Origin of the sequence: Neoaquamicrobium sediminum (genome assembly GCF_013240295.1) — a bacterium.
GTDB classification, from domain to species: Bacteria; Pseudomonadota; Alphaproteobacteria; order Rhizobiales; family Rhizobiaceae; genus Aerobium; species Aerobium sediminum.
This window is the reverse complement of sequence record NZ_JABETK010000001.1, coordinates 310,138-335,610: the sequence shown is the minus strand read 5'-3', so window position 1 is coordinate 335,610 and position 25,473 is coordinate 310,138. Positions and strand designations below refer to the sequence as shown.

Below are 25,473 nucleotides of genomic sequence, written 5' to 3'. Positions count from 1 at the left end.
AATAGGTCCCGGCTCTCCCTCGCAAGCTCGGTCGGCCGGGATGACGTGGTGGGATATCTCACCAAATCCCTCGGGTCGCTCAGACCACCCCCAACTCCCCGCCAATCTCGGCGAACGCTTCCACCGCTCGGTCGATGTCGTCGAACGAATGCGCTGCGGACATCTGCGTGCGGATGCGGGCCTGCCCACGCGGCACCACGGGGAAGGAGAAGCCGATCACGTAGATGCCGCGCTCCAGCATCTTCGCGGCCATGTCTCCGGCCAGCGCGGCATCGCCGATCATCACCGGAATGATTGGGTGGTCCGCGCCGGCCAGCGTGAAGCCCGCCTTGGTCATCGCTTTGCGGAATCGGTCCGCGTTGGCATTGAGTTTGTCGCGCAGCGCGTCGCCGTCATCGATCATGTCGAAGACCTTGAGGGAAGCGCCCGCGATCGCCGGCATCAATGTGTTGGAAAAGAGATAGGGACGCGAGCGTTGGCGCAGCCAGTCCACCACCTCTTTCTTCGCGGATGTATAGCCGCCCGATGCGCCGCCCAGAGCCTTGCCCAGCGTGCCGGTGATGATGTCGACGCGCCCCTCGACGCCGCAATGCTCGACCGAACCGCGTCCGCGGGCGCCGACGAAGCCGACCGCATGGCTGTCGTCGACCATCACCATGGCGCCGTACTCCTCCGCGAGATCGCAAACGCCGCGCAGATTGGCGATGATGCCATCCATCGAGAAAACGCCGTCGGTAGCGATCAGCCGGAACCGTGCATCCTTCGCCTCTTCTAGGCGCGCGCGCAGTTCGGCCATGTCATTGTTGGCATAGCGGTAGCGCCGGGCCTTGGAGAGCCGCACACCGTCGATGATCGAGGCATGGTTGAGCGCATCGGAGATGATCGCATCCTCTTCGGAAAGCAGGGTCTCGAACAGGCCGGCATTGGCGTCGAAGCAGGAGGAGTAGAGGATCGTGTCCTCCATGCCGAGAAATGTGGAGATGCGCTTCTCGAGCAGCTTGTGCTCCTCCTGCGTGCCGCAGATGAAGCGCACGGACGCCATGCCGTAGCCGTAGCGGTCGAGAGCGGCCTTGGCCGCATCGCGCAGGTCCTCGCTGTCGGCAAGTCCGAGATAGTTGTTGGCGCAGAAATTGAGGACCCTGCGACCGCCGACTTCTATCTCGGCAGACTGCATGGACGAGATGACGCGTTCCGATTTGTAGAGCCCCGAATCCTCCAGCCCCGCGAGTTCTCGGGAAAGATGTGCGATAAAATCCTGCGTCATGATTCGCCTCCGATCGGTATCGGCCGAGTCTTGCGCCGACGCGGTTCGAAATCCACCAGCAATCCGATCTGCGGAGTGCAAGCTGTGGCAGCCGATGCGCGGAGACGCGGGGCAAGCAAATATTAGGATTGGCTGCCTAAGCTTACATGGCGGAAGTAGAGGCGGGTCGCGGTGGCGGAAACACAGGCAGAAAACGAAGAACACGACGCCATCCTCAAGATGCGCATGGATGCGATGCTCAATTCGTCGCCCGCGTCGTTTTTGAGCCTCGTTGGCGCGCTCTTCGCCGTCTATGTCTATTGGTCGCCCTCCACGGCCATCCCGTTGATCGCCTGGCAGCTCGTCATCACCGCGGTTGCGGTTACCAATCTCGTGTCGACCGTGCTTTACGCCCGCAATCGTCCGCAACGTTGGGGTGCGAGGTCCTGGGCCCGCTTCGTCTGTGTCATGCACCTTGTGTCGGGGCTGGCCTGGGGCGTCGGTGGCGCCTGGATGCTGACATTCGCCAACGAGAACCAGGCTGTACTTACGCTGTCTATCGGAATGGCGGCCGTCACGGTGTCGATCCCGTCTGTCGTCTATCTCAGGGCCTACAACCTTTTCCACCTGCCGATCTTCTGGACCTATGCGCTCGGCCTCGCGCTCAGCACGTTGCAGTTCAAGTGGCTCATCGCTTCCGGCTTCTTCCTGATGGGCGCCTTCGCGATCATAATAGGCCGGGCTCTCGGCGACCAGCTTTCCAATGCGCTGCATCTGTCGATGGAAAACAAGCGGCTGGCCGAGCGGCTCAAGGATCGTGGTGCGGAACTGGAGGCCGCCAACCGGCAGCTCGAGATCGAAAGCCACACCGATCCGCTTACCGGCGTTGCCAATCGGCGCCGACTGATGAGTTTCGCGCGGGCCGTACGCGGCCGCTGCGCGCTCCTCGTGGTCGATATAGATCACTTCAAATCCTACAACGACAGCTTCGGTCACGTCGAAGGCGACACCTGCCTCGTCGCGGTTGCCGCCGCGCTGGAGCGCAGCATTCGCCCTGATGTGGATCTTCTCGCCCGCCTCGGCGGGGAGGAGTTCGCAGTCGTTCTGAATGGAGTGAGCGCGGAAGAGGCGTCGACCATTGCCGAACGGATGCGCGTCAACATCGAGGCGCTCAAGTCGGCCCGCAGGGCGCGGATCAAACGGGATGTCACGGTCAGCATCGGGCTCGCAGTCCGCGGCGCGGACGAGACCAGATCACTGGCGGCGCTGATGGAGCAGGCCGACGTGGCCGTCTATCGCGCAAAGTCGGAAGGCCGTAACCGGGTCTGCATCGGTGGCGATGTTGAAGGGAACCGCAACGTCGCCTGACAAGGCGGCTAACGCCTCTCGTGGCCCTTGCCGTAGTGGCGTTCGATGCGTGCCTGGATCAGCTCGAAGCAGATCGACAGCGCCCAGTAGATGATCGCGGCGGCGATCAGCATCTCGAAGACGCGGAAATCCCGCCGCCCGATGATCTGCGCAGTGCGCGTCAGTTCCCACACCCCCATCACCGACACCAGCGACGAATCCTTCAGCATCGCGATAAACTGGTTGCCTGTGGGCGGCACGATCAGGCGCATCGCTTGTGGAAAGACGATCTTGCGAAAGGTCAGTCGTGGCGGCAGGCCCAGCGCTTTGGCTGCGTCGTGCTGACCGTGCGGTACACCCAGTATGCCCGCCCGGAAGATCTCCGCGAGATAGGCGCCGTAGCATAGCGACAGAGCGAGTATGCCCGACGGCACCGCGTCGAGCGCGAATTGCGGGCCGAGTTGCGGCAGGCCCAGATAGATCAGGTAGACCTGCAGGAGCAGCGGCGTGCCGCGAAAGAACGAGGTGTAGAAAGTCGAGACCGCATAGGCCGGGCCGAAGCTGGAGAGCCGGGCGAGGGCGGCGGTCATGGCAAAAATGCAGGCCACGACGATGGAGATCGCCGAGACGTAGAGCGTGGTGACCGCGCCGGTGGTGATCATGTAGGCGATGTTGGAAACGCCGTCCTGGCTCTGCTCGAACCAGATGCCGAAATCGCGGTTGAAGCTGTTGACGAAGGCGACGAACAGCAACAGCAGCTCCGCCCACACGATCATCACTTGCAGCCGGAAGGGCAGCAGCCGCAGAACGATGATGTTTGCCCAGACCGCACCGGCGACGAGAAGCCCCGTCAGCACATGAAGCCCCCAACCCGGTTCCGCGCCTTCGCCAGTTGCGCCACCGGTCAGCGGCGCAATCAGGCCGCCGATACGCGTTCCGCCGAGCTGTAGCCAGATGAGTAATATAGCCACGCACGCAATTGCGATCGCCTCGCCGCGCGATGGCCTTGCCGCGTCGTGCCAGGATCGCGCGGGCTGATCTTCGCGCGATCCCGTCCGGCTTGCTGCTGCCGTCACCTCACTCTGCCGTGGTCAGGTCGACGCCATACCACTTCTCCGAGAGCGCCGTGAGGGTACCGTCCTCGTGCATCGCGCCGACGATCTCGGCGATCTTCGCATCGAATTCGGCGTCACCCTTGTCCGTTGCCACCGAAAGCGGTTCGTAGAAAGCGGGGTCGCCCACTACTTTCATAGGGTAGCCGTTCTTGATCGCTTCCTGGATGGTTGGCAGCGCCGAGAACACGGCGTCCACGCGCACACCGTCGCCCAGCCGCAGGTCGTCGAAGGCGTTGGTGTCGGTTTCGTAGGTGCGGATTTCGCCCGCGGTCACCTGATATTCGAAAGGCGGTGCGCCCTCCGCGTCGATCACCAGATCCTTGTTGAGATAGGCATCGTAGGTGCAGCCGCCGCAGGTTCCGATCACCTTGCCGTCGAGGTCTGCAAGCGTTGCCGCGGACGAATCCGTGTGCACGGCGAACGACGCCGGCGTGTAATAATAGACTGCGGGGAAGCTCAGCACCTCCGCGCGCGAGGCCGTCGGGGTCATCGAGCCGACCGACATGTCCCATCGCCCGGCCCAGCCGCCGGCGGTGATGACCTCCCAGGCCGGCGTGACGATCTTGAGCTCCACACCGAGCCGCTTTGCGATCTCCTTGCCGACGTCGACGTCGAAGCCGTCCATCTCGTTGGCGTCGTTCAGGAAGGATTGCGGCGGATATTCCGGGTCTGACGACATCGTCAGCGTTCCAGTGCTCGTCACCCGGTCCAGGGTTTCACCGGCCACGGCCGGTGAAACCAGGAATGCGATCGCGGCCGCCACGAGCGGCAGTCTGGTCATCGTCATAGGTCGTCTCCCATTGCTGTTTCGCATCTCTGCCGGTCGCGTTCCCGTTTTTGTCGTCCCGGCTATCACAACCCTCAGACTAAGGCGGAAGCACGTGGAAGTGAAAGCCCTGCTGTCCCGATCGGGAGACGATTGCGCGCAATTCGAGCGATTGGCGGAATTCTACGCTAACCAGCAGGTCAGAAAAAACGGCCATTTGCACGCGCCGTGGCCGCGATGCGCAGTTCCGTTAATGTCTCCTCCGGCAAGGATTCCCCCAAAAGCGCGGGCAACAGCACTACAGGGGGATTTCCATTCCATGGCGTCTACGGATCAGCCAATATCGGGATCGGACAGACTGATCCTGACCATCAAGGCCGCTTACTGGATGGCAGCGCTCATCATCGCCGCCATGGTGTTCGCAGGCTATATGCTGCTTCAGCAGCGGATCGGCGCACACCAGCGCGACGAAACGCTGCTGGATCTTGTCGACGACCAGAAAGCACTTTCGCAGCGGATTGTATTCCTTGCCAGCGAAGCGCGGCTGGCTGCGCCCGACAACCGGCTGCCATTGCTTGCCTCGCTGCGCGCTGCAACCGACCGCTTCGATTCCAACTATTCGGCAATCGTAGCGCAGGTTCGGGTTGAGGAAAATGAAGCCGGTGTCAACGCTGATCGGGTGCTGAACGACAGTCCTCACCATCTCGCCCATTTTTCCGCGAACCTCTCTAGCAGCAGCAGGCACTTGCTGAAATCGCTCGGGTTGCGGCTCGAACCGTCCGGCGTAGGCCCGACCGACAACCGGGCCATCGAGAATACGGTGCTGGACGAAACAGTCGCCACCGCCACGCTTGCGGGCTACACGGCCCTGGGCAACATACTTGCCGCGCATTCGCAGGACATGTTGGCGCGGATGCTTGCGGTCCATCGCATGCTGTTTGCGGCGACGCTGGCGGTCATAGGTCTCGTCGTGCTGTTCATCTTCCGGCCGGTGACGGAGATCATCCGCCGCCGCACGAGCGAACTTGTCGACGCGCGCAACTCGATGGCCATGGTTGCCGTCCGTGACGGTCTTACAGGTCTCTATAATAGAGCCTTCATGCGCGACCATTTCGATACGCTCATCAAGGCATCTCACCGGCGTCAGGAACGGCTGGCGGTTATCCAGATCGATCTCGACCGCTTCAAGCAGATCAACGACACGCTCGGACATGCGGCTGGCGACCTTGTTCTGGTCACCACTGCCGAGCGTATGCGGTCCTCGTGCCGTGCCTCCGACATATGCGCCCGCCTCGGCGGCGACGAGTTCGTCATGGTCATGCCGGCCGCCGGAAATCCGGAAGACATAGACAGTCTGGCGCGGCGCATACTCACGCGACTCAATGAGCCGATCGTCTACGAAGGCGCTACCATCTTCTGCGGCGCGAGTGCCGGCATCGCTGTCTATCCCGTCGATGCTGACAATGTGGGCGATTTGCTGGTGCACGCCGATCTCGCGCTTTATGCGGCCAAGAAGCAGGGCGGCGGCACCTTCTCCTTCTTCTCGGATGAGCTTCGACGCGAGCTGGAACACCGCAAGCAGCTCGAGCGCGACATTGCCGATGCGATCGCCAATGACGGTTTCAGTGTCTACTTCCAGCCTCAGGTCTCGCTCGTCAACGGTTCGATAACCGGTGTCGAGGCGCTGCTGCGGTGGCATCACCCCGAACGCGGGATGATCCCGCCGGTGGAATTTCTCCCGGTAGCCGAGAAGGCGGGCGAAATGCCGCGCATTGGCCGCATCGTCATGCGCAAGGCAATCGAGGAAGCGGCATCGTGGCATCGCGCCGGGCTGCAATTCGGGCGCCTAGCGCTTAACGTCTCCGGAATGGAGCTGCGTGAACCCGACTTCACCCGCTTCCTCTTCAAGACGCTCGAGGATGCCGGCCTTCCGGCGCAGAAGCTGTCGCTGGAGATCGTCGAATCCGTCATTCTGGACGACGAAAAGACCGGCATTGCATCAAAGCTGAGGATGATCCGCGCAGCCGGCGTGCATCTCGAACTGGACGATTTCGGCACTGGCTATGCCTCGCTTAGCCACGTCAATCCCAACGAGATCGACCGGCTGAAGATCGACCGACGGTTTGTGCAGAACATCAACCTGAACGGCGACAATTCGAAGATCGTCCGCGCGATCACGGAGTTGGCTCGCGGCCTCGGCATCTCCATCATCGCCGAAGGCGCGGAGACTGAGGAGGAGCTTTCGGCGCTGCTGTCGATCGGCTGCGAGCAGGTGCAGGGCTATTCGATCGCGTTTCCGATGCCGGATGCGCAGACGCGCGACTGGCTCGTGGCACGCTCGCCGCGCCGTCCAGTTCTGACGGTCGTTCAGGGCACGATGGCTTGACGGTTCAGATACGCATAGCGAACCGGATGCCGTCATAGATCGCCGCGTGGATGTTGCGTGAGGCAACGGCGTCGCCGATGCGCAGCAACATGAAGGCTGCATCTGGATTCGCGATGGGGAAAATCGCACCGTTGCCCACCAGCCGCTCGTAGTCGACCGCGCCGCCGTTCTTCGCCAGCGGCTTGAGCGCATGATAGAGTTCGTCATTGGCCATGGTGCCGTGCTCGACCACGATTTGGTCGACCAGTCGTTCGCCGCGCCATCCCTGGGCGAAGTCGGAGCCGAGCGTCGCCACCAGCTTGTTGCCGTCACGGCGCACGGCGACGAGCCGCGTATTGATGGTGACCGTGACATCCTTCTCATGGAAGGCGCGCATGTAGGGCACGTGGTTGAGCCCGCCCATCTCGGGCGCGAAGAAGCGCTCGGGCGAGACTAGTTCAACCCGCGCGCCGGCATTCGCGGCAACTTCCGCGACGCTCATGCCGGGGTGGCCGCCATTGTCGTCGTAGACCAGCACGCTTTCCGCCGGCTTGACCGCGCCCGACAGAAGATCCCAGCTTGATGTCACCAGTTCCTCGCCCGTTTCGAGCGGAGGAGATTGCGGCAGGCCGCCGGTTGCAACGACCACCACGTCCGGCTCCAGCGCCAGCACGTCCTCTACCTCCGCCCAGCAGTCGTAGCGTATGGTGACGCCGAGATGCTCCAGTTCGGAAAGCCGCCAGTCGACGATGCCGACCAGCTCACGCCGGCGCGGGTTCTGGATTGCCAGATTGATCTGGCCGCCCGCCTTGCCGGACGCTTCCAGCACCGTCACCGCGTGGCCTCTCTCCGCAGCCACGCGTGCGGCTTCCAGCCCCCGGGACCGGCGCCGACAATGACGACGCGCTTCAATATACCCTCGGTAGGTGTCATCACATGCGGTATCGTCGCCTCGCGTCCCGTCGCGGCATTATGGATGCACAGCGCTTCGCCGCCCTCATAGATGCGGTCGAGGCAGTAGGTCGCGCCCACGCAGGGCCGTATGCGATGTTCCTGCCCCGCCGCGACCTTGCGCGCGATATGCGGGTCGGCGATGTGCGGACGGGTCATGCCGACCATGTCGAGCTTGCCGGCCTCGATGGCATGCCGTGCGGTCGCGACGTCGGAGATACGGGCCGCATGGAATACCGGGAAGCCGGTTGCCGCACGCACGTCACCCGCGAAGTCCAGATGCGGTGCCGAGCGCATGCCGGTGATCGGAATGACGTCGGCCAGCGCCGCGTCGGTCTCGATGTGCCCGCGGATGATGTTCAGGAAATCGATCTTGCCCGACCCAGCCAGGCGTCGCGCGATTTCGATGCCTTCTTCTCGCGAAATCCCGGTTGCGAGGTCCTCGTCGGCTACCATGCGCACGCCGACTACGAAATCCGGTCCGACGGCCTCCCGCACCGCGTCGATAACCCGGTTTGAAAAGCGCATCCGGTTCTCGAGCGCACCGCCGTAGTCGTCATCGCGATGGTTGGTGGCCGGCGACCAGAACCCGTCCATCAGGTGGCCGTAGGCCTCGAACTCGATGCCGTCGAGGCCTGCGGCCTGCATCCGCTGGGCCGCTGAGGCATAGTCGGCGATGATGCGTTCTATGTCCCAGTCCTCGGCCTCTTTCGGAAAGGCGCGGTGAGCGGGCTCGCGCACCGGCGAGGCGGAGAGTACCGGCAGCCAGTCCGCCTTGTTCCACCCGGTCCGCCGCCCAAGATGGGTAAGCTGGATCATCACCTTGCAGTCGTGCTCGTGGCAGGCTTCCGCCAGCTCCGTCATCCACGGCACGATCTCGTCGCGATAGGCCTGCAGATTGCCGAACGCGGCAGGGCTGTCACGCGACACGATTGCCGAGCCCGCGGTCATCGTCAGGGCGATCCCGCCCTTCGCCTTTTCGGCATGGTAGAGCCGATAGCGCTCTTTCGGCAGGCCTTCCTCCGAATAGGCCGGTTCGTGGGCCGTCGACATCAGCCGGTTCTTGAAAGTCAGATGCTTCAGGCGATACGGCTGGAGAAGGGGGTCGGTCGTCATGCTGATGTGGAGCGCCTATTCACACACAAACTGGCTCACGCGCCAGCCCGCCGCCTCGTTGGCGATGTCGGCGACTTTCCAGGTGCCGTTCTGCTCAACCAGTGTCCACTCGATCTCGCGTGGTTGGCCGAAATTCGTGAAGCGTGCGACCACGATCGCCGCACCGTCATTGGCGGTCTCGTCAAGCTCCAGCGTGCTTGCAATTTCCGTAGGGTCGAAATCCTGCCCGTCGACGGCAAGCCCGAAATCGAGACAGATCTCCTCCCGTTCGTCGAAGGCGCGATCGCTGGCGTCGAGATAGGCCTTCGCTGGTCCCGTGAAGCGGCCCCGGCTCGATTCATCCGCCTCCATGCCGATCCCCTCGGAATAAAAATAGCCGACTGCATCGGCTGCGGGTCCGGCCCATGCCGGATGCGACCACACGGCCGCGATTGCCAGGAGGGGGCCGAACAGCTTCTTCACGCGTACGCTCCGTGCAGGTGGGTGTGGGCAATCAATACCACGCATCGTCGGCTGCGGCCTTCTTCCGGTCGATGAAATCCTTCAGCGCCTCGTCCACGCCTTCGTCAAGGGGCGGCGCTTCGTATTCGGCCAGCATCGCTTTCCATTTGCGGTTTGCATGAGTCGCGGCGTCTTCGCTTCCGGCCGCTTCCCATTTCTCGAACGGCTCGTTGTCGGCGATGCCGGAATCCCAGAAGGCGTGTTCGTAGTTCGCCATGGTATGGGCGCAGCCGAAGAAATGGCTGCCCGGCCCAACCTCGCGGAAGGCGTCGAGCGCGAGCTGGTTGTCGTCGACGGTAACGCCGTCGAGATATGTATGGAGCGCGCCGCAGAAGTCGGCGTCCATGACGAACTTTTCGTAGGACATCGACAGCAGCCCGTCGAGGAAGCCTGCCGAATGCAGGATGAAGTTCGCCCCGCAATGGACGGCGGCAAGCATCGACATTGTGCCTTCGTTCATCGCCTGCGCATCGGGAAGCTTCGAGGTGGTGAAGTTGCCCGAGCAGCGCAGCGGCAGGTTCAGGCGCCGGGCGAGCTGGCCGACGATCATCGAGCCGATGGCCGGTTCGGGCGTGCCGAAGGTCGGCGAGCCCGAGCGCAGCGACATCGACGACAGGAAATTGCCGAAGATCACAGGGGCGCCCGGCCGCTCGAGTTGCGTCAGCGCGCAGCCAGCCATGGTTTCGGCCAGCGATTGTGCGATCGCGCCCGCATTGGTCACCGGGCCCATCGCGCCGCCGAGTATGAACGGCACCACCACCGCCGCCTGGTTGGCCCGCGCATAGGCGCGCAACGCGGTGGTCATCGTGGCGTCCCAGACCAGCGGCGAGTTGACGTTGACGTTGCCGAGGATCACGCAGTTCCGGTCAACGAAGTCCCGTCCGAAGACGAGCCGCGCCATCTCGATTGAATCCTCGGCGCGGCTCTCCGCCGTCACGGAGCCCATGAAGGGCCGGTCGGAATAGCGGATATGGGCATAGACCATGTCGAGATGCCGCTTGTTGACCGGCACGTCGACCGGCTCGCAGATCGTGCCGCCGGAATGGTGCAGCCAGGGCGAGGCCTGCGCCAGCTTCACGAAATTGCGGAAATCCTCGATCGTGCCGTAGCGCCGGCCCCGGTCGAGATCCATCACGAAGGGCGAGCCATAGGCGGGCGAGAACACGACATTCCTGCCGCCGATGGCAACCGACTTGGCCGGGTTGCGCGCATGCTGAACGAATTCGGACGGCGCGGTGGAAAGAACTTCCCGCAACATGCCGGGTTCGAACCTGACCAGTTCGCCGTCTATGCGCGCGCCGGCTCGTCGCCAATGGTCGAGCGCTATCTGATCGTCGCGGAACTCGATGCCGATCTCGGCGAGAATCCGATCTGCCGTCTGTTCTATGCGACGCAGGTTTTCTTCCGACATCACGTCGTAGGTGGGGATATTACGGACGATGTAGGGCCGGCCCAGCCCGTCCTGGCCATGGCTGCGCTGCTCACGGCGTGCCTGCCTGCCGCCGCGTTCGCGGCGTTGAGCGGTCGGGTTCGTGGTGGCGGCTTCGGAAGCGTGCATGCCATGGTGCCCTTGCGTCACGGTCGAGGCTAGGCTGCCAAAATCGTCATGGCCATGCTTCGTTGCGGCTTCCAATGACGTAAATGGCACAAAGCTGTGCTATCTGGCGCAGGCGATTTTGGAGGAAGGCGACGATGTCGAACATGATGCGCGCACTCGTGAAGGCCAGGGCCGAGCCGGGCATCTGGATGGAACAGGTGCCGGTTCCCGAGATCGGGCCCAACGACGTGCTCATCAAGGTGAAGAAGACCGCGATCTGCGGCACCGACGTGCATATCTACAACTGGGACCAGTGGGCGCAGAAGACCGTGCCGGTTCCGATGGTGACCGGCCACGAATTCGTCGGCGAGGTCGCCGATTTCGGTTCCGCCGTCACCGAATACAGGGTCGGCCAGCGGGTCGCCGGCGAGGGCCATATCGTCTGCGGCCATTGTCGCAACTGCCGCGCGGGCAGGGGACATCTCTGCCGCAATACGCTTGGTGTCGGCGTCAACCGGCCCGGCGCATTCGCCGAATACCTCGCCTTGCCGCAGCACAACGTCGTGCCCATTCCGGACGACGTGCCGGACGAGATCGCCGCGATCTTCGATCCGCTCGGCAATGCCGTGCATACGGCGCTGTCTTTCCATCTGGTGGGTGAGGACGTGCTCGTCACCGGCGCCGGGCCGATCGGCATCATGGGTGCGCTGGTCGCCCAGTGCGTCGGCGCGCGCAAGGTGGTCATTACCGATATCAACCCCGTCCGCCTCGACCTGGCGCGCAGGATGGGCGTGCATCACGTCGTCGACGCATCAAAAGAGAGCCTGCGCGACGTGATGAACGAAGAGGGCATGACGGAGGGCTTCGACGTCGGCCTCGAAATGTCGGGTTCTGCCGTGGCCTTCCGCGACATGATTGACACGATGAACAATGGCGGGAAGATCGCCATCCTCGGCATCGCGCCGACCGGCTTCGAGATCGACTGGAACAAGGTCATCTTCAAGATGCTGCACCTGAAAGGCATCTACGGCCGCGAGATGTTTGAGACCTGGTACAAGATGATCGCGCTGGTGCAGGGTCCGCTGGACGTGACAGGGCTGATCACGCACCGCATCGGCATCGACGACTATCAGGACGGTTTCGACGCGATGCGCAGCGGCAATTCCGGCAAGGTGGTGATGGACTGGTGAGAGATCGCCTTGTGGAACGCCGTGAGCAGTCCGCATTTGAGAATGCGGGCCGGGCCTGTTAGGCCAGAATGTCCTACAAATAGAACATCCCGCCCATGAAAGCCTTCCTCAAAGCCTTTTTCGTCAGACACGAACCTCCGGTGGCGCTACGGGCCAATCTGCGCGCTGGGCTTGCGGCAATCGCGGGCATCGCGCTCGTTGGCGGGCTTGCCACCTGGATCGAGCTGCCACTGCTGATTGCGCCGCTGGGCGCCACCTCGGGTCTTCTTTTCGGCCAGCCGTCGAGCGCGCTTTCCCAGCCGATCAACGTGATGGGCGGTTACCTGATCGGCACGATCGTCTGCGAAGCGGCCTTCTTCATCTTTCCGGGCGCCTGGCTGGCGGCTGCCGTGGCCGTCGGCCTCACCATCGTCGTGATGCGCGCTTTGCGGGTCACGCATCCGCCGGCGGCGGCGCTGCCGATCCTCGGGTTCGGCGAGCCTGTACACGGCGTGCAGCTCTTTCTTATCGTCTTCATGGCATGCGTCGTGCTGATCGCGTTTGCACTCGTGGTGCACAACCTGCCGCCGCGCCGGCCTTATCCGATGCCGGAGGAGCCCGATCGGAAGAGCGGATAGATAGAAATTGAACGATCCGGTATGCGGCTCGTTTACCGCATCTGCAGGTTTGACGTTGGGTTAAGTGCCGATTTGCACTTCCGTGGCAGTGATGAACGCATCAACAGGGCCATGGAGATCGACCATGCGGGGCACTTTTCACTTCGAAGCCGACAATCTTTCCACCGAGTGGAACAAGAAAATCGTTCCGGTACGCCATGATCTGGCGACCAATCCCCTCTTTGCCGACGAGGCGCTCGCCAAGCTGATCGAGGGCAATCCGCAAGCGATCCGCGAGGTCTCGACCATGGATCCCGGTCGCGAGGACCGCGCCAGCTGGAAGCGTGCGTCTTTCGAGGACATGAGCGGCATGGAAATTCTCCAGGCCGTGCGCGACGGCCTTCTGTGGATCAACGTTGCCGAAGCCGGCAGCTTCGATCCGCGCTACCAGGCGATCATCGACAAGCTCCTGGGCGATCTGGCCGCGCAGGTTCCGGGCCTCAAGACGTTCCAGCACCGCATCGGCCTGCTGATTTCCTCGCCAAACGCGCGCGTGTTCTACCATTGCGATATTCCAGGGCAGGGGTTGATGCACGTCCGCGGCGAGAAAACCATCTGGATCTATCCCGACGGCGACCCCTTCTTGCCGCAGGAAGCGCTGGAGCGCGTCGTCACTGGTCTTTCCTACGAGGAGATCGACTACGACCCGACCTTCGAGGAAAAGGCGACTGTCCTGCACCTCAAGCCGGGCATGGGAGCACTTTGGCCGCTCAACTATCCGCACCGGGTCGTAAACGGCGACAGCCTCAACGTTTCCTTCACGGTCGAATACTGGACCGACGAAATCCGCCGTCACTATCTCGTCAATCTCGCCAACGGTGGGACGGCATTTCGTCGGCTGGAAACCCGCTCGCGCGCGATCAGCGGTCCGGTTTTTTGGATGAAGGCCGGTTTCGCGGCTGCCTGGAAGCTCTCCGGCGCCAAGAAACATTTCGCAGCGAAGATCAAGCCGGATTTCAGCATCAGCAAGAAGAAGCAGCTTGAAGCGGCGAGCCAGCCGTTCAAGGAAGCGGCGGAGTAGTCATTGACGCATGCGGCGAAAGTGTTTCGCCGCATGCGCTTCAATCCTGATCCCTTTGCTGCAGCATGGCGCGTTCCAGCGCTGCCAGCCCGCTTATGATGGCGCCTTTCTCCGCGGGGCGCATCTGCTCTAGAATGCGCGTCTCGAACTCCCGCGCCAGCGGCACAAGTTCCCGGTAGGCGTCCTCACCGGCTTTCGTCAGCGTCAGGTGTTCCACCCGCCGATCCGTCGCGTGGGGTGCCCGCCGCAGCCAGCGGCGTTCCTCCAGCGCGGTCACCGCGCGACTCACCTTGGTCTTGTGCATGGCCGAATGCTGGCCGATCGCGGTCGCCGTCATCGTGCCATATTGGCCGAGCGTCGCCAGCAGCCGCCATTCAGGCCGGGTCAGGCCGAAGCGGTCGCGATAGAGCCGTGAAAAGTCGCGGCTGACGGCGTCGGCCAACCGGTTGAGGCGATAGGGCAGGAATTCTTCGAGCGAAAGCAGGTCGTCGTTCACAGTCAGGCCGGGTTGATAGTTACATATTCAATTGTTACCGATGTAACAAATTCGGGCGCCTGTCAAAGGACATGCGCCACGGCGAGATGTCGCCGCGATCCGATCGGGAGGCGAAGATGAACGAGATGAGCACCCCCGCCGCGCAGGCGCGAGCCGGCAAGGTGGCGTCCGCCTATACCTACATGCCTGGTTTCGGCAACGACTTCGAGACCGAGACGTTACCGGGTTCCCTGCCGCAGGGACGCAATTCGCCGCAGCGCCCTGCCTATGGCCTCTACGCGGAGCAGCTTTCGGGCTCCCCTTCACCGCGCCACGCGGCACCAACGAGCGCTCCTGGCTTTACCGCATCCGGCCCAGCGTCAAGCATCACGGTCGTTTCAAGGCTTTCGACCTGCCGCTCTGGAAATCAGCACCGAACGTCGGCGACCATGAGCTTCCGCTTGGCCAGTTGCGTTGGAACCCGACGCCGATGCCGTCGGAACCGACCGATTTCATCCATGGCATGCGCACCATGACCACCGCCGGCGACGTGTTCGGGCAGGCGGGCATGGCCTCGCACGTGTATGTCGCCAATACCGACATGGTGGACGATCATTTCTTCAACGCCGACGGTGAGCTGATGGTGGTGCCGCAGGTGGGCGGCGTCCGCTTCGTTACCGAGATGGGCGTGATCGAGGTGCAGCCGGGCGAAATCTGCGTGCTGCCTCGTGGCCTCACCTTCAAGGTGGAGTTGATGGATGGAACGGCGCGCGGCTATGTCTGCGAGAACTATGGCGCCAAGTTCACGCTCCCCGACCGCGGGCCTATCGGCGCCAACTGCCTCGCCAATCCGCGCGATTTCAAGACGCCCACCGCCTGGTATGAGGACAAGGAAACGCCCTGCCGCATCGTGGTGAAGTGGTGCGGTCGCTTCCACGTCACCGAGATCGGCCATTCGCCGCTCGACGTCGTCGCCTGGCACGGCAATTATGCACCCTACAAGTATGACCTAGCTACCTTCTCTCCCGTCGGTGCGATCCTGTTCGACCATCCGGATCCGTCGATCTTCACGGTGCTGACGGCGCCGTCTGGTGAGGAAGGCACGGCCAATATCGATTTCGTCATCTTCCCGCCGCGCTGGATGGTGGCGGAGGACACGTTCCGCCCGCCCTGGTATCACCGCAACATCATGAGCGAGTTCATGGGCCTCATCCACGGCCAGTACGACGCCAAGGAAGAGGGCTTCGTGCCCGGCGGCATGAGCCTTCACAACATGATGCTCGCGCACGGCCCCGACGCGACGGGGTTCGAAAAGGCGTCGCGCGCCGAGCTGAAGCCGGTCAAGCTGGACCACACCATGGCGTTCATGTTCGAGACGCGGTTCCCGCAGCTCCTGACCGGCTACGCCGCAGGGCTCGAAACCTTGCAGGCGGATTACGTCGACTGCTGGTCCGATCTGAAGAAGCGTTTCAACGGTACGCCGGAGGGTGACTGGAGCTGATTTGTTTGGGGCCTGTCGGAACCGGCGCCGTCCATTCGTCCTTTGACAGTCAACACCAAGAGAGGAGTCTGTCATGACCTATGTGGATGGTTTCGTTCTGGCGGTGCCGAACGCCGAATTCGAGGAATATCGAAAGAACGCCGAATTGGGCCGGACGGTCTGGATGGAGCACGGCGCCCTGTCCTATGTTGAGGCCAAGGCTGATGACGTGCCGGACGGGGAGGTGACCTCCTTCCCCATGGCAGTAAAGCAGGGGGAAGGCGAGACGATCGTCTTTTCCTGCGCCACCTACAAGTCGCGAGAACATCGCGACGAGGTGATGAAGAAGGTCATGGCCGACCCGCGCCTGGCGGCGAGCATGGAAAACATGCCCGCCTACATGAAACGAATGATCTATGGTGGCTTCCAAGTGTTTGTGGAAGCCTGACGGAGGAAGAATGAAACTTGCCAGCCTGAAGAACGGGACGCGTGACGGAAGACTCGTCGTCGTCTCGAAAGACCTGACGCGTTATACGGACGCGTCCTTCCTCGTCCCGAATCTTCAGGCCGCGCTTGATGACTGGCGGCGCATCGCGCCGCATCTCGAAGCGTTGGCCGAAAGCCTCGATCACGGCTCGGTGCCGTCCGAGCGCTTCCACGAGCATGACGCCCATTCGCCGCTGCCGCGCGCCTATCAGTGGGCGGACGGCTCGGCCTACGTCAATCACGTCGAACTGGTGCGCAAGGCGCGCGGGGCGGAGCTGCCTGAAAGCTTCTGGACCGACCCGTTGATGTATCAGGGGGCTCCGATTCCTTCCTCGGTCCGCGCGATCCCATCGTGATGGCCGACGATGCCTGGGGCATCGACATGGAAGGGGAGATCGCCGTCATCGTGGACGACGTGCCGGCGGGCGCGAGTGTCGATGTGGCACGGGATGCGATCCGTCTTGTCATGCTGGTCAACGATGTCTCGCTGCGCCGCCTGATTCCGGATGAGCTTGCCAAGGGCTTTGGCTTCTTCCACGGCAAGCCCTCTTCTGCATTCTCGCCCGTGGCGGTCACCCCCGAAGAACTTGGCGAAGCATGGGATGGCGGCCGGCTGCACCTGCCCTTGTGCGTGGATCTTAACGGCAAGCCCTTCGGCCGCGCCAATGCCGGCATCGACATGACCTTCGACTTCCCGACCCTCATTGCCCACGCGGCAAAGACGCGCCCGCTCGCCGCCGGCACGATCGTCGGGTCCGGCACGGTTTCCAACAAGCTTGACGGCGGACCTGGCAAGACGATCGCCGAGGGCGGCGTCGGATATTCCTGCCTTGCAGAGCTGCGCATCGTCGAGACGCTGGAAAACGGCAAGCCCACCAGCCACTTCATGCGCTTCGGCGATACGGTTCGTATCGAGATGAAGGACAAGGACGGCCACTCGATCTTCGGCGCCATCGAGCAGGTCGTGGAAAAACAGGCGGCCGAATAAGCCCTCCCGAACGTTCTCTCCGTCTGACGACCCGTCGCCAGACGGCTGTGGAACCGCGTAAAGACTGAAATGGAGTTTGCATTGACCAAGCAATTCGCATCGCAGGGCGACCTTGCCGAAAAGAAGATCTCCTTCACGGAGATCGGCCGCGACCTGTGGGCATTCACCGCCGAGGGCGATCCCAACACCGGCGTCATCATCGGCGATGATTCCGTGATGATCGTTGACGCGCAAGCGACGCCCAGGCTTGCAAACAAGGTCATCGAGAAGATCAGGACCGTTACCGACAAGCCGATCAAATATGTGGTGCTGACCCACTACCACGCCGTGCGCGTGCTTGGCGCATCGGCCTATGGTGCATCCGAGACCATCATGTCCGAGAAGGCGCGCGCGATGGTCGTCGAGCGCGGCCAGGAGGACTGGGAAAGCGAGTTCGGCCGGTTCCCGCGGCTCTTTCAGGGCCACGAGTCGATCCCCGGCCTCACCTGGCCGACCCTGACCTTCACCGACCGCGCGACGTTCTACCTCGGTAAGCGTCGCGTGGACCTCGAGTTCCTCGGCCGCGCGCACACGGCGGGCGACATCGTTGCCTACGTGCCTGACGCCAACGTCATGTTCACCGGCGACATCGTCGAATATCACTCGGCCTGCTACTGCGGTGACGGCCATTTCGGCGACTGGCCGGCCACACTGGAGTCGATCCGCGCCTTCGATCTGGACGCGATCGCACCCGGTCGCGGCGATGCGCTGGTGGGCTCCGACATGGTCGACGAAGCGCTCGACAACACGGCTGACTTCGTCATGTCCACCTATCGTCCGGTGGCCCGCGTCGCCCAGGGCGGCGGCTCCCTCAAGGAGGCGTGGGACGCCTGCCGCGCAGCCTGCGACCCGAAGTTCGCCGATTACGCGATCTATGAGCACTGCCTGCCCTTCAATGTCGCGCGCGCCTATGACGAGGCGCTGGGCATCGACACGCCGCGCATCTGGACCGCCGAGCGAGACCGGCAGATGTGGGAGGCCCTGCAGGGCTGAGGCCAAAGGGAGGAGCAGGCATGGCGTCGCTGACGGCGCATTTTTCGGCCATGGCCCGCAACAATCGCTGGTCGAACCATGTACTGTTGCGCGCGGTCTGCGCGCTTCAGCCGGGCGAGTTCGAGGCCGAGCGCACCAGCTTCTTCCCGTCCATCGCCGAGACGCTGAACCATAATCTCGCGATAGACCGCTATTATCTCGACGCGCTCGCGCAGGGCGGCATTGGCCCGGCCGCATTCCATGCCTTCAAGCCCTGCGGCGAACCGCAGGCACTGGCCGACGCCCAGCGTGCGCAGGACGAGGCGTTGATGGTATTCTGCGATCGGCTGGAGGAGAGCGATCTGGACCGAAGCGTCATCACGGATCGAGGGCGCAATGGCCAGATTCCCGAACGCATCGACAATCTGCTAGCGCATCTCTTCCAGCACCAGATTCATCATCGCGGCCAGGTTCACGCCATGCTCGCCGGCACGTCGGTAAAGCCGCCGCAACTTGACGAGTTCTTCCTCGACTACGACCGCGATCCTGAGATCGCACGCATGGGACTGCTGTGATGCCGCGCTACGATTACAAGCCGTTTCCATACCGCACCCCGCCTGAACTCTCCGGTGGCAAGCTGCGGCGCGCGCCGGTAGTTATCGTCGGCGCGGGACCTGTCGGGCTGGCGGCTGCGATCGACTGCGCGCTGCATGGCGTGCCCTGCGTCGTTCTCGACGACAACGACGTCGTCTCGCTGGGCAGCCGCGCCATCTGCTGGTCGAAGCGCACGTTGGAGATATTCGACCGGCTAGGCATCGGCGAGCGCATGGTGGAAAAGGGCGTGACTTGGAAGGTCGGCCGCCTGTTCCACCGCGACCGCGAGGTCTGGAGCTTTGACCTGCTGCCGGAAGCAGGCCACAAGATGCCCGCCTTCATCAATCTCCAGCAATATTACGTCGAGCAATATCTGGTCGAGCGCGCCGCCGAGTTTCCCGATATGATCGACCTGCGCTGGAAGAACCGGGTGACGGATGTCGCGCCCCGCGCCGACGGCGTGCAAGTCTCCATAGAGACGCCGGACGGCGCATATACGCTCGAAGCCGACTGGCTGATCGCCTGCGACGGCGCGCGCTCACCTGTACGTGGTATGCTGGGCCTCGACTTTGCCGGCCGCGTCTTCGAGGAACGCTTCCTGATCGCCGATGTCGAGATGAAGGCGGAGTTCCCGTCCGAGCGCTGGTTCTGGTTCGAGCCGCCCTTCCACAACGGGCAATCGGCCCTTCTGCACAAACAGCCCGACGGCATATACCGCATCGACCTTCAGCTTGGCTGGGACGCCGACCCGGACGAGGAGAAGAAGCCGGAAAACGTCATCCCGCGCATCGAGAAGGTGATCGGTCATCGCGATTTCGAGCTCGACTGGGTGTCGGTCTACACATTCCAGTGTCGCCGGCTTGAGCGGTTCATTCACGGCCGCGTCGTCTTTGCGGGAGACTCGGCTCACATCGTCTCGCCGTTTGGCGCGCGGGGCGGCAATGGCGGCATCCAGGATGTCGACAACCTGATCTGGAAGCTGGCGATGGTAGTGCGCGGCGAAGCGCCCGAAAGCCTCGTCGCCACCTACGACGAGGAGCGCATCCACGGCGCAGACGAAAACATCCTGAATTCCTCGCGTTCCACAGCCTTCATGACGCCGAAAACGGAGATGGAGCGCATCTTCCGCGACAGCGTCCTCGATCTTGCCCATGCGCATGAATTTGCGCGCAAGCTTGTCAATTCCGGCCGGTTGTCGAAACCCTGCGGGCTCGGTGATCTGTCGTTGCAGACGGCCGTTGGCGAGGGGGCAGGCGTTGCACCCGGTACCGCTATGCCCGACGCGCCGGTCGCCAACGGCGATGCCGGCTGGTTGCTCGGTCATGTCGGCGGCGGCTTCACCTTCCTTGCGGTGGAAGCTGCGATCCCTGACGATCTGCCGGCCGGCCTCGACCGCGTTCTGATCACCGCAGACCGCTCGCGCCGCGCCAACGGCGCAACCACGCTGTTCGACGAGGAAGGCCACGCCATTGCCCGCTACGGCGCGGGCCGATCCTATCTGGTCCGTCCGGATCAGCACATTGCAGCACGATTTGACGGAGCCACTGGCGAGGCGGTTGCCTCGGCACTGCGGCGCGCGACGGGGAGGGGCGTATGAGCGGCGACGAAGACATCGGTGCCGACCAGCTTGGCCCCGCCGGCGATGATTTCTACGCGGCGTTGATTGCGGCGCATGAGGGCTTGAGCCTTGAAGAAAGCGCCCGGCTCAACGCCCGGTTCGTGCTGCTGCTGGCCAACGAGGTCGGCGACCTCGACCGACTGGAAAAGCTGCTGGCGGCGGCCATGAAGTAGCTGCCAGGCCCCTATAACGGGACCGTCGACCTACTCCGCGGCTTCCGTCTTGATGACACCGCGCCGGATCTGGTCTTCCTCGATCGACTCAAAAGTGCGCGGAAGTTGCCTTCGCCGAATCCTTCGTCGCCCTTGCGCTGGATGAATTCGAAGAAGATCGGTCCGATCACGGTCTTGGAGAAGATCTGCAGCAGGATCTTGGTCATGCCACCGTTCACTACGCCCTCGCCGTCGATCAGGATGCCGTGCTTCTTCATCCGCTCCAGAGGTTCGTCATGCCCGTTCACGCGGTCGTACGACATCTCGTAATAGGTCTCCGGCGGTCCGGGCATGAACTTCAGCCCGTTGCCGGCCAGTCTGTCGGTGGCGTCGTAGATGCCATCGGTGCCCACGGCGATGTGCTGGATGCCTTCGCCCTTGTACTTGCGCAGGTATTCCGCGATCTGGCTGGTGTCGTCCTTCGACTCGTTCAGCGGAATGCGGATTTTGCCGCAGGGACTCGTGATCGCGCGGGAGACCAGCCCGGTGATGCGACCGTCGATGTCGAAGAAATGGATCTGCGTGAAGCCGAACAGCTCGCGGTAGAAGTCCCACCATTTGTCCATGTTGCCGCGATAGACGTTGTGCGTCAGGTGGTCGAGGTAATAGAAGCCCACGCCTTCGGGCCTCGGATTGCGATCGCCCAGCCATTCGAACTCGGTGTCATAGGCCGAGCCCTTGTCGCCATATCGCTCGATGAAATAGAGCAGCGACCCTCCGATTCCGACGATCGCCGGCACGTCCAGCGTCTTGTCGTCGCCTTCATAAGGCGTGGCGCCCTTGGAAACGGCGTGCTCGAAAGCATGTTGGGCGTCGACCACGCGCCACGCCATCGATGGCGCGCAAGGGCCATGCTCGCCGACGAAGCGCATGGCGTGCGAACCCGGTTCGGCATTCACCACATAGTTGATGTCGCCCTGGCGCCAGACGGTGATGTTCTTGCTGCGATGCTTGGCTACCGGCGTGTAGCCCATTCGCGAAAACAGCTCTTCCAGCTTCGCCGGGTCCTCATGCGCAAACTCGACGAACTCGAATCCGTCGGTGCCGGCGGGATTTTCCGCAGTGATTTTAGCGGGCGGTGCGTCGTGCGGGAACGGACCCATGATGTTCCTCCTTTGGGAGCTGATTGAAGCTTGGAGGAATACTAGCACCTGCCCTCCGCAAGGGGCTTGCATTCGACGTGCGTAAGGTCACTATGCATGCGGGGATGATGCATCATGAGGAGGAATATCGTGGCAGTGGAGCGTCTCGACAAGTTTGACCGCAAGATACTGGCACATTTGCAGGAGGATGCGCGACTGACGAACAACGATCTTTCGGAGCGCGTGAACCTGTCACCCTCGCAATGTTCGCGCCGGCGGCAGCGCCTTGAGGATGAAGGGCTGATCCGCGGCTATCGCGCCGTCCTCGACCGCGACCGCCTCGGTTTCCCGCTCGTCAACGTCATCTCGGTGACGCTCGCGACGCACAACCGCGACAACGCACGGCGCTTTGGCGAACTTCTGACCCGGTTGCCCGAGGTGCAGGAAGCGCACGCGCTGACCGGCGAGATGGACTACATCCTGAAGGTCGTGACTCCGGACCTGAAATCATTGGCCGATTTCGTCAACGACGTGCTGCTGCCACACGATTCCGTGCAGCACGTTAAGACGGCGATCGTGCTGGAAACGCTCAAGGAGACCAACGCACTGCCTATCTGAATGTTACAAAAAATGCCGAAGGCATACTTTATTGTTACATAAAGTTCTGTAGGATCGCGAGCCCGGACCGGGTAAAAGGGGCATCGAGGAGCCACCCGGAAATCGGATCGTTCAGGGAGGAACAGAATGAAGCCTGCATTCTTCAAATCGCTCGTCGTCGCCGCATCGATTGCATCGGCGGGATGGCTGGCAACCACAACCACCACGCTTGCGCAGGAAGTCACCCTGCGCCTCCACCAGTTCCTGCCGCCGCAGGCAAACGTGCCGAAGCTTGTGCTGGACCCGTGGGCCGACAAGGTTGAGGCTGAGTCGGGCGGCCGCATCAAGATCGAGCGCTACCCGGCCATGCAGCTCGGCGGCACGCCGCCCCAGCTCATCGACCAGGCACAGGACGGCACGGTCGACATCGTGTGGACGCTTCCGGGCTCCACCCCGGGACGCTTCCCCTCGACAGAGGTGTTCGAACTGCCCTTCATGATGACCAACGCCGAGGCGACGTCGCGGGCCTATTGGGACCTCTTCGAGTCGCGCATGAAGGACACCGAGTTCAAGGATGTCCACGTCATCGGCGTTTGGGTCCATGGACCGGGCATGCTGCATTCCAAGACGCCGATCGAGAAGCTGGAAGATCTGACGGGCATGAAGGTGCGCGCGCCGACACGCATCATCAACACGCTTCTGGGCACGCTTGGCGCGACCCCGGTGGGTATGCCGGTGCCGCAGATCACCGAAGCGCTGTCGAAGGGTGTGATCGACGCCTGCGTCATCCCGTGGGAGGTAACGCCGGCACTGAAGGTGCCGGAGCTGGTGGAGAACCACACGGAGTTCGGTGGCGACCATGCGCTCTACACGACGACCTTCGTGCTCGCGATGAACAAGGCGAAGTATGACAGCCTGCCTGACGATCTGAAGAAAGTGCTCGACGACAATTCCGGCCAGGAATTTGCCGCTTTCGCCGGTCGTACGCAGGCCGGCGCCGATGGTCCGAGCCGCCAGATTGCCGTCGATCGCGGTAACAACATCATCACGCTCGACGAGGCCGAGGTTGCCCGGTGGAAGGAAGCCTCCCAGCCAGTGATCGACAACTGGGTCGCCGAGATGGATGGCAAGAGCCTGGACGGCAAGGGCCTTCTGGAAGATGCCCGCGCGCTGATTGAGAAATACACGGCCGCGCAGTAATATCGTCCGACAGAATGAAGCGGGGCGGATGACGAGTCCGCCCCGCTTCGCATCCGGGGAAGCCAATGAGCGTCATTATCGTCGGCGGCGGCATCGCGGGACTGTCGCTTGCGCTGTCTCTGCATCAGGCCGGCATTGCAGCCCGCGTGTTCGAGCAGGTTTCGGCGATCCGTCCGCTCGGCGTCGGCATCAACGTGCAGCCGCATGCGGTGCGTGAGCTTTTCGAAATGGGGCTGGAGGCTGAACTCGAGGCCATCGGCGTGCGGACGCAGGAAGTCGCCTATTTCTCCAAGCGCGGGCGCCTGATTTGGTCGGAGCCCGCGGTCGGTTCGCCGGCTACGATTGGCCGCAATTTTCTGTCCATCGCGGCATGCTGCAGACCATGCTGTTCGACGCAGTACGCAAGCGCCTCGGGGAGGGGGCGGTTGTCACCGGCATGGCGGCCGAAGGCTTCCACGAGTCGGGCGGCAAGGTCGAGGTGACGTTCCGCGATGCAGGCGGTGCCGCCTACCGGGCGGAGGCCGACATACTGGTTGCCGCCGATGGCATTCATTCTGCCGTGCGCAGGCAGCTCTTCCCGCATGAGGGCCCGCCGAAATGGGGCGGGGCTGTACTGTGGCGCGGAACGACCCGCGCGCAGCCGTTTCTGACCGGCGCGACAATGGCAATGGCCGGGCACGAATGGCAGAAGTTCGTCACCTATCCGATCTCGCGGCCGGATACGGAAACCGGCGAGGCACTCATCAACTGGATCGGCGAGTTGAAATATGACGCCGGTGCCGGCTGGAACCGCGAGGACTGGAACCGGCAAGGCGACTTTGCCGATTTCCTGCCGGCTTTCGAGGACTGGCGTTTCGATTGGCTGGATTGCCCGTCGCTGATGCGCGCCGGCGGCGTATGCTTCGAATATCCCATGGTCGACCGAGACCCGCTGGAGCGCTGGACGCATGGGCGCGTCACGCTCATCGGCGACGCCGCACACCCTATGTATCCGATCGGCTCGAACGGTGCTTCGCAGGCCATCATCGATGCGCGCGTGCTCACGAGGGCGTTCATCGACCATGGCATGGGTCAGGACGCGCTCAACGTATATGAAGCAGAGCGCCGCCCGGCGACAACGCGCATCGTCGTTGCCAATCGCGGCAATGGACCGGATCAGGTAATGCAGCTCGTGGAGGAGCGTTGCGGGGGCGAGTTCGACGATGTGACGGAGGTGCTCTCCCGCGCAGAGCTGGAGCAGACGGCAGCCGCTTACAAGAAGCTTGCCGGTTTCGACGTGGAGACGCTGAACGCGCGACCCTCGCTGCTTCCGCCACGTGGCGCATCGGTTCCGGCTTGAATGCGGATGGGGCAATCTGTTATGAAACATAACAAAAATGAACAGCCGGACGGTTGTCGCTGCATTCGGCAGCGAGTAGCGTTCCGATCCGGAAGTCTGGTGGGTGGAGGAACTGGATGAGGCGATCGGCGGCCATCGAGTGGCTGGCGCGGGCGCTCGCCATTCTCGGCGGGCTCGTGCTGGTGGTCATTACATTGCTGATCGTGGTCAGCATCACGGGCCGTGGGCTTGTGCGTCAGGGTCTGGGGCCGATACCCGGCGACTTCGAGCTGGTCGAGGCTATGACCGCCTTCGCGGTCTTCTCGTTCCTGCCCTGGTGCCAGCTCCAGCGTGCGCATGCGACGGTGGATGTATTCACCAGCTTTTTCCCGACAGGATCAACAGGGTCATCGACCTGCTCGCCGAGTTGTTGATGACGCTGGTCATGATCCTGCTCGCCTGGCGGCTCTGGTACGGCATGATGGACAAGATCCGCTATCAGGAGACGACTTTCATCCTGCAGTTCCCGGTGTGGTGGGGTTTTGCAGCCGCCATGTGCGCCATCGTCGTGGGCGTGATCGTGTCCGTATACATGACGATTGTC

The 25,473-nt window shown here is 62.9% G+C and carries 19 protein-coding genes and 6 pseudogenes; 17 read left to right on the top strand and 8 right to left on the bottom strand.

Annotation, left to right across the window (positions count from 1 at the left end; all coding sequences use genetic code 11):
* Window positions 1–79: 79 nt before the first annotated feature.
* Window positions 80–1,264: a glycine C-acetyltransferase gene (locus HK436_RS01620; RefSeq protein ID WP_173186829.1), complete on the bottom strand. Its 1,185-nt coding sequence runs from the start codon at window positions 1,262–1,264 to the stop codon at window positions 80–82.
* 171 nt (window positions 1,265–1,435) lie between these two features.
* On the opposite strand from HK436_RS01620, the gene HK436_RS32770 reads away from it, so the two are divergent.
* Window positions 1,436–2,611 carry a GGDEF domain-containing protein gene (locus HK436_RS32770; RefSeq protein WP_173186827.1) on the top strand — a complete coding sequence of 392 codons (1,176 nt, stop codon included), beginning with the start codon at window positions 1,436–1,438 and terminating at the stop codon, window positions 2,609–2,611.
* Between the two features lie 8 nt (window positions 2,612–2,619).
* Here the strand turns inward: HK436_RS32770 and HK436_RS01610 are convergent, their stop codons facing one another.
* Both HK436_RS01610 and HK436_RS01605 read right to left on the bottom strand, forming a co-directional pair.
* Window positions 2,620–3,561 (bottom strand): amino acid ABC transporter permease, encoded by a 942-nt coding sequence (locus HK436_RS01610; protein WP_312860454.1) that lies wholly within the window; start codon window positions 3,559–3,561, stop codon window positions 2,620–2,622.
* A 106-nt stretch (window positions 3,562–3,667) separates the two neighbouring features.
* Entirely contained in the window at window positions 3,668–4,492 is an 825-nt protein-coding gene (locus HK436_RS01605; protein WP_173186826.1) for a transporter substrate-binding domain-containing protein, read from the bottom strand.
* Window positions 4,493–4,790: 298 nt separating this feature from the next.
* On the opposite strand from HK436_RS01605, the gene HK436_RS01600 reads away from it, so the two are divergent.
* The gene (locus tag HK436_RS01600; protein ID WP_173186824.1) at window positions 4,791–6,857 is read left to right on the top strand and encodes a putative bifunctional diguanylate cyclase/phosphodiesterase; all 2,067 of its coding nucleotides are present in this window, start codon (window positions 4,791–4,793) and stop codon (window positions 6,855–6,857) included.
* Window positions 6,858–6,861: 4 nt separating this feature from the next.
* Here the strand turns inward: HK436_RS01600 and HK436_RS01595 are convergent.
* From HK436_RS01595 to HK436_RS01585, 3 genes and pseudogenes are all read right to left on the bottom strand, one after another.
* Window positions 6,862–8,903, bottom strand: a pseudogene (locus tag HK436_RS01595) (oxidoreductase).
* Between the two features lie 15 nt (window positions 8,904–8,918).
* Window positions 8,919–9,365 (bottom strand): YqhG/Tai3 family protein, encoded by a 447-nt coding sequence (locus HK436_RS01590; protein ID WP_173186822.1) that lies wholly within the window; start codon window positions 9,363–9,365, stop codon window positions 8,919–8,921.
* Window positions 9,366–9,396: 31 nt separating this feature from the next.
* The gene (locus HK436_RS01585) at window positions 9,397–10,962 is read right to left on the bottom strand and encodes a trimethylamine methyltransferase family protein (RefSeq protein ID WP_173186820.1); all 1,566 of its coding nucleotides are present in this window, start codon (window positions 10,960–10,962) and stop codon (window positions 9,397–9,399) included.
* Window positions 10,963–11,096: 134 nt separating this feature from the next.
* Here HK436_RS01585 and tdh point away from each other — a divergent pair, with 134 nt between their 5' ends.
* The 3 genes from tdh (at window position 11,097) to HK436_RS01570 (ending at window position 13,808) form a co-directional block, all read left to right on the top strand.
* A complete protein-coding gene (gene tdh / locus HK436_RS01580; RefSeq protein WP_173186818.1) occupies window positions 11,097–12,131 on the top strand; it encodes an L-threonine 3-dehydrogenase in 1,035 nt (344 codons plus the stop codon).
* Window positions 12,132–12,226: 95 nt separating this feature from the next.
* Window positions 12,227–12,748 carry an HPP family protein gene (locus HK436_RS01575; protein WP_173186816.1) on the top strand — a complete coding sequence of 174 codons (522 nt, stop codon included), beginning with the start codon at window positions 12,227–12,229 and terminating at the stop codon, window positions 12,746–12,748.
* 124 nt (window positions 12,749–12,872) lie between these two features.
* Window positions 12,873–13,808: a hypothetical protein gene (locus HK436_RS01570; protein ID WP_173186814.1), complete on the top strand. Its 936-nt coding sequence runs from the start codon at window positions 12,873–12,875 to the stop codon at window positions 13,806–13,808.
* A 40-nt stretch (window positions 13,809–13,848) separates the two neighbouring features.
* Here HK436_RS01570 and HK436_RS01565 read toward each other — a convergent pair whose 3' ends face one another.
* On the bottom strand, window positions 13,849–14,304 hold the full coding sequence (locus HK436_RS01565; protein ID WP_173186812.1) for a MarR family winged helix-turn-helix transcriptional regulator: 456 nt from the start codon (window positions 14,302–14,304) through the stop codon (window positions 13,849–13,851).
* Between the two features lie 125 nt (window positions 14,305–14,429).
* Between HK436_RS01565 and hmgA the strand changes: the two are divergent.
* The 7 genes and pseudogenes from hmgA (at window position 14,430) to HK436_RS01530 (ending at window position 20,633) form a co-directional block, all read left to right on the top strand.
* Window positions 14,430–15,784, top strand: a pseudogene (gene hmgA / locus HK436_RS01560) (homogentisate 1,2-dioxygenase).
* A 73-nt stretch (window positions 15,785–15,857) separates the two neighbouring features.
* Window positions 15,858–16,211: a DUF1428 domain-containing protein gene (locus HK436_RS01555; protein WP_173186810.1), complete on the top strand. Its 354-nt coding sequence runs from the start codon at window positions 15,858–15,860 to the stop codon at window positions 16,209–16,211.
* Between the two features lie 10 nt (window positions 16,212–16,221).
* Window positions 16,222–17,237 (top strand): annotated as a pseudogene (locus HK436_RS01550) (fumarylacetoacetate hydrolase family protein).
* Between the two features lie 81 nt (window positions 17,238–17,318).
* Complete coding sequence (locus HK436_RS01545) at window positions 17,319–18,269, top strand: MBL fold metallo-hydrolase (protein ID WP_173186808.1); 951 nt, start codon at window positions 17,319–17,321, stop codon at window positions 18,267–18,269.
* 20 nt (window positions 18,270–18,289) lie between these two features.
* Window positions 18,290–18,823: a DinB family protein gene (locus HK436_RS01540; RefSeq protein WP_173186806.1), complete on the top strand. Its 534-nt coding sequence runs from the start codon at window positions 18,290–18,292 to the stop codon at window positions 18,821–18,823.
* Window positions 18,823–20,439 carry an FAD-dependent oxidoreductase gene (locus tag HK436_RS01535; protein WP_173186804.1) on the top strand — a complete coding sequence of 539 codons (1,617 nt, stop codon included), beginning with the start codon at window positions 18,823–18,825 and terminating at the stop codon, window positions 20,437–20,439. The genes HK436_RS01540 and HK436_RS01535 overlap by 1 nt, the downstream gene beginning before the upstream one ends.
* Window positions 20,436–20,633: a DUF2783 domain-containing protein gene (locus HK436_RS01530; protein ID WP_173186802.1), complete on the top strand. Its 198-nt coding sequence runs from the start codon at window positions 20,436–20,438 to the stop codon at window positions 20,631–20,633. The genes HK436_RS01535 and HK436_RS01530 overlap by 4 nt, the downstream gene beginning before the upstream one ends.
* Window positions 20,634–20,663: 30 nt before the next feature.
* Here the strand turns inward: HK436_RS01530 and hppD are convergent.
* Window positions 20,664–21,775: pseudogene (hppD, locus tag HK436_RS01525) on the bottom strand (4-hydroxyphenylpyruvate dioxygenase).
* 129 nt (window positions 21,776–21,904) lie between these two features.
* Between hppD and HK436_RS01520 the strand changes: the two are divergent.
* From HK436_RS01520 to HK436_RS30950, 5 genes and pseudogenes are all read left to right on the top strand, one after another.
* Window positions 21,905–22,372 (top strand): Lrp/AsnC family transcriptional regulator, encoded by a 468-nt coding sequence (locus HK436_RS01520; protein WP_173186800.1) that lies wholly within the window; start codon window positions 21,905–21,907, stop codon window positions 22,370–22,372.
* Window positions 22,373–22,498: 126 nt separating this feature from the next.
* On the top strand, window positions 22,499–23,551 hold the full coding sequence (locus tag HK436_RS01515) for a TRAP transporter substrate-binding protein (RefSeq protein WP_173186798.1): 1,053 nt from the start codon (window positions 22,499–22,501) through the stop codon (window positions 23,549–23,551).
* A 65-nt stretch (window positions 23,552–23,616) separates the two neighbouring features.
* Window positions 23,617–24,890 (top strand): annotated as a pseudogene (locus HK436_RS01510) (flavin-dependent oxidoreductase).
* A 116-nt stretch (window positions 24,891–25,006) separates the two neighbouring features.
* The gene (locus HK436_RS30955; protein ID WP_244648443.1) at window positions 25,007–25,303 is read left to right on the top strand and encodes a TRAP transporter small permease; all 297 of its coding nucleotides are present in this window, start codon (window positions 25,007–25,009) and stop codon (window positions 25,301–25,303) included.
* Window positions 25,303–25,413: pseudogene (locus tag HK436_RS30950) on the top strand (TRAP transporter small permease); the annotation flags it as partial. The gene HK436_RS30955 and the pseudogene HK436_RS30950, both read left to right, overlap by 1 nt.
* Window positions 25,414–25,473: the final 60 nt, after the last annotated feature.

Excerpts from the sequence above, each read along its gene's own strand:
- HK436_RS01620 (WP_173186829.1), bottom strand. The coding sequence starts at position 1,264 with ATGACGCAGGATTTTATCGCACATCTTTCCCGAGAACTCGCGGGGCTG.
- HK436_RS01605 (WP_173186826.1), bottom strand. The coding sequence starts at position 4,492 with ATGACGATGACCAGACTGCCGCTCGTGGCGGCCGCGATCGCATTCCTG.
- HK436_RS01600 (WP_173186824.1), top strand. The coding sequence starts at position 4,791 with ATGGCGTCTACGGATCAGCCAATATCGGGATCGGACAGACTGATCCTG.
- HK436_RS01585 (WP_173186820.1), bottom strand. The coding sequence starts at position 10,962 with ATGCACGCTTCCGAAGCCGCCACCACGAACCCGACCGCTCAACGCCGC.
- tdh (WP_173186818.1), top strand. The coding sequence starts at position 11,097 with ATGTCGAACATGATGCGCGCACTCGTGAAGGCCAGGGCCGAGCCGGGC.
- HK436_RS01575 (WP_173186816.1), top strand. The coding sequence starts at position 12,227 with ATGAAAGCCTTCCTCAAAGCCTTTTTCGTCAGACACGAACCTCCGGTG.
- HK436_RS01570 (WP_173186814.1), top strand. The coding sequence starts at position 12,873 with ATGCGGGGCACTTTTCACTTCGAAGCCGACAATCTTTCCACCGAGTGG.
- HK436_RS01555 (WP_173186810.1), top strand. The coding sequence starts at position 15,858 with ATGACCTATGTGGATGGTTTCGTTCTGGCGGTGCCGAACGCCGAATTC.
- HK436_RS01540 (WP_173186806.1), top strand. The coding sequence starts at position 18,290 with ATGGCGTCGCTGACGGCGCATTTTTCGGCCATGGCCCGCAACAATCGC.
- HK436_RS01535 (WP_173186804.1), top strand. The coding sequence starts at position 18,823 with ATGCCGCGCTACGATTACAAGCCGTTTCCATACCGCACCCCGCCTGAA.
- HK436_RS01530 (WP_173186802.1), top strand. The coding sequence starts at position 20,436 with ATGAGCGGCGACGAAGACATCGGTGCCGACCAGCTTGGCCCCGCCGGC.
- HK436_RS01515 (WP_173186798.1), top strand. The coding sequence starts at position 22,499 with ATGAAGCCTGCATTCTTCAAATCGCTCGTCGTCGCCGCATCGATTGCA.
- HK436_RS30955 (WP_244648443.1), top strand. The coding sequence starts at position 25,007 with ATGAGGCGATCGGCGGCCATCGAGTGGCTGGCGCGGGCGCTCGCCATT.